Raw genomic sequence first — 3894 nt, 5'->3', positions numbered from 1 at the left:
AACAGCTTCTACTCTATAAAACTTCTCTTATAATCCTTAAATCTTTACCCTTCGCCTTATAGTCATATTACTAAAACTCTTCGTCCTAATTTATTTGACGCTCTTTACATAACTAATTGCCTGACTTCCCATTTGTACCCATGCCTGTTCAAAGGTTTCTCTCGGTACTTTTACATCTAAGCTATCCTCAAGTGGATCTCGAATATATACAAATTCCTGATCATATCCAATAAGTACAACACAATGTTCATTATACGTAATAGAAACATCTCCACTATTTGTTTCCCATGTAGTAAATTCAGCTGCATCTAATGGTGCAAATGTTGCATTTGTGATCATGACTACAGGTTGCCCTGCTTTTATCCTCTTATAAATTTCTTCTATATTCTTCCCTGTTAAGTCTACAGCTTTATTAGGTAAATATTTTTCCGCTAACTGAAAAAGTGGCCCATGATATACACCATATCCCGATTCAGAAAATGTATAAATATTACCTACAAATCCTTCATTTGGATTCCCGCGCACACCATCGTCTATAAAATCAACTTTTTTTATTTCATTTGCTAATGTCATCTTATCCACTGAAACACCAGCGTATTGTAACATCATCGCTAAGCTTGTCACTTCACAGCCTCTATCTAGCTCTGGTAGTTGCTGAATTAATGGTACACTTGATAAAATGACCTTTTCATCATTATTACTAAATTCCGGTTCTTTCCCGTTTTGTATATTGAAGAATGTCCACTTCTCCCCATACTTTGTAATTCCATTTGTATATACACTCCATACCGCTATAGCTAGTAATGCTATACATATATACCACTTAAACCTCCGTATCACTCTCACGCCCTTTTTAGTTCGTTAAATAAGAATAAAATGCGTCAGCATCCGTTCGAATCACTGGTACAAAATTTAGTTCTTTTTCTCTCTCAGGTTGATCTTTTTTTATTTTTTCTGTTAGCTCTTGAATATTCATGTTCGCTTTGTCCATATTAAGCTCATCTGCCAATTGTAGCACCTTTTGTTCATTAATTTCTCTTAATACTTGATATATATCTTTCCCATATAAATCAATATGATATTTTTTTGCTTCTTCCTGCACTTTTTGTTCGTACACCTCTTGTGCTAACACTTCTATCTCTTTTCCTTTTGGTGAAATACCTAACTTCCCTGCTTCCTCTCTTACTTTCGTTCCATAGATTTCTTCTGCAATGTCCTCTATTTCTTTTCCATTTGTCGAAATACCTAATTTATCCGCTTCATCATTAATTTTAATCGTATTAATTTGATTAATTAAATTTACAATTGATGTATTTTCTATAGATATGCCTAGTTTTAACGCTTCTTGCTTTACTTTTGTTTCATAGATTTCTTCTGACAGCGTCCCAACATCTTTTCCTTCAATCGAAATTCCTAGCTGCTTCGCTTCTCTTCCTACTTCTGTCTCATGAATTTCTTTTTCTAACGTAATTTGTTCTTTCCCTTCCGTTTCAATACCTAGATTCTCTGCCTTTTCTTCTGTATGCACAGCATGTATCTTTCCATTATTTAATTGTTCTTTACTACGTTGTGTGTAATCTGTCTTTCCTTTTGATGTTTCAGAAGGAGAGGCACCCCCTAATATACTTAAGCTCATTACTCCAATAGTGAATACCGTCATCATTTTCTTTTTCAAAATTAATTCCTCCCTCTTATACTTTCTTTCCCATCATTCCCCTAGTTTTTTTAATACTATACATACATCTCATCGCTGCTTGAGATAACATTATGATTGATAAACCCCACTCACATACACCTAGTCTCTTCTTCATGTAACGAACTTTCTTCATGCCATATATAATATAAATAGTTTCTTAACTTTGTCTTAAAAAAAGACGACCTTGTAAAAACAAGATCGTCTTCTTACTTATATTTTTTGGTTTTTAGGGAAAATCACTTCAAAACAAGTGCCATCTCCCCATTTGCTCTCTACTGATATTTTTCCGTAATGCTTTTCTACAATCCAATTTGCGATTGAAAGACCTAATCCAGCTCCTTCTGACGTACTTCTTGCTCTATCCCCTTGATAAAAACGATCAAATAATTTCGGAATATCTTCTTCTTTCACTCCTATCCCGTCATCTTTCACCTGTATGCGAATCGAACTACTCGTTTGCGTGCAATCAATTTGAATATGCCCGCCTTCGTTTGTATACTTCATCGCATTATCTAACAGTATGACCATCATTTGATGAATCCGCTCTCTATCAGCCATAAAAGATACGTCACGTTCTACTTTTAGTATCATTTCTTTTTCTTGATAAGAAGCAATCTCTTTATATGGAGCTACTATTTCTTCTAACAATTTATCAAGTTCAAATGTTTTTTTATCCATCTCAATTTGATTAGAATCAGAACGTGCTAGTAATAATAAATTACTAACGAGTTTTGATAACCGCCTACATTCTTTTGAAATTGTAGAAATATCCATCGCTTTTTCTTCTATCGTAGCGGATGGTGACTGAAATAACACATCCGTTTTTGATTGAATAACTGCAAGCGGTGTCCTTAATTCATGTGATGCATCAGAAACGAATTGCTGCTGTTTCTCCCATGAATTTTGAATAGGTACGAGTGCTCTGCCAGCTAGGAAAAAGCCGATACCTATCGCACATACACTTCCTATGCTACAACCTATAACGAGGATTAAAAATAAAGTATTTAACATTCCTTCTTCCGCTGTTATATCTCGCACGATTTGAACTATTTCTCCATCTTTTTGAAGCGAAAATGCTCTAAAATATCGTCCTTGTACTTTGATATCTTGTAACTCCCCTATTTTTTCCGGAGAAAACTTTTCCAAATTCTCTTCAAAAATTGAACGGAATTTACGATTATCGCCCTCTATTTTCACTATTTTCCCATTCCAAGTTATTCTAGTTACTCGCGGATCTCCAATTTGGATATTCTCCATACGTTTTCTTGGTGGTATTTTAACATCTAATTTTTCTCTATACTGAGCCATCATTTTTATAGATTGATCCACTTCATTATAAATACGCTTATATGTGTATGAATAAATAATACTACCTAATATACCTATTAATAGGATAAATACTAATGAATTCACTATAGTCAAACGAATGCGTGTCTTTTGAAACATACTTCCTTTTTTCATTGTTCTTTTAATATATATCCAATACCTCGAACAGTTTGAATATCTTTCTGATAACCGAATGGTTCTAATTTTTTACGCAAATGATGCACATACACTTCCACAATGGCTACTGTCGTATCTGAATCAAATCCCCAAACACGGTCAAAAATTTGTTCACGCATTAAAATCTTCCCGCTATTTTGGATGAGATACTCTAGTAGCTCATATTGTTTCAATGTCAACTTAATACTTTGTCCATCTACTTGAACGTCTTTATCTTTTCCGAACAATTCAATCCCTTTATAACGAATCGTTTGCTGCGTTGTTAAACTACCACTTCTGCGTAGTAAAGCGCGAATTCTCGCTTTTAATTCAGGGGCCTGGAATGGCTTAACGATATAGTCATCTCCACCAAAATCCAATCCCTTCACCCGATCTTCTAAAGAATCTCTCGCTGTCAAAAACAGGACTGGTGTTTCAATCTTTTCATCACGTATTCTTTGAATTACTTCAAATCCATCCATCCCTGGCATCATCACATCCAGCAAAATTGCATCATATATATTTTGAAGCGCTAAAAACAATCCATCTTCTCCATTTATTGCCGTATCTACTTCAAATTCATCACGCAAAATTTGTACGATAGACTCTAATAACGAGGCATTATCTTCTACTACAAGTAAGCGCATGCTCTCACCTTCCATCAAATAGTTCAATTCTATTTATTATTACATTTCTTCTCTTCATAGCAAAAGAAT

The 3894-nt window shown here is 34.4% G+C and carries 4 protein-coding genes; all 4 read right to left on the bottom strand.

The window, feature by feature from the left end; genetic code table 11:
- Nucleotides 1–90 precede the first annotated feature (90 nt).
- Nucleotides 91–840 (bottom strand): C39 family peptidase, encoded by a 750-nt coding sequence (locus tag ACQGSG_RS27365; RefSeq protein ID WP_000621163.1) that lies wholly within the window; start codon nucleotides 838–840, stop codon nucleotides 91–93.
- A gap of 13 nt (nucleotides 841–853) precedes the next feature.
- On the bottom strand, nucleotides 854–1675 hold the full coding sequence (locus ACQGSG_RS27360; RefSeq protein ID WP_000728596.1) for a hypothetical protein: 822 nt from the start codon (nucleotides 1673–1675) through the stop codon (nucleotides 854–856).
- 231 nt (nucleotides 1676–1906) lie between these two features.
- Entirely contained in the window at nucleotides 1907–3157 is a 1251-nt protein-coding gene (locus ACQGSG_RS27355; protein WP_426948508.1) for a sensor histidine kinase, read from the bottom strand.
- Entirely contained in the window at nucleotides 3154–3825 is a 672-nt protein-coding gene (locus ACQGSG_RS27350; protein WP_002102717.1) for a response regulator transcription factor, read from the bottom strand. Before ACQGSG_RS27350 ends, ACQGSG_RS27355 begins: the two co-directional genes overlap by 4 nt.
- Between the last annotated feature and the right edge of the window lie 69 nt (nucleotides 3826–3894).

It is taken from the genome of Bacillus sp. GMa5/1 (genome assembly GCF_050172015.1).
Classification (GTDB): domain Bacteria; phylum Bacillota; class Bacilli; order Bacillales; family Bacillaceae_G; genus Bacillus_A; species Bacillus_A cereus.
The sequence above is the reverse complement of the archived record's forward strand: the minus strand, read 5'-3'. Positions and strand labels throughout refer to the sequence as shown.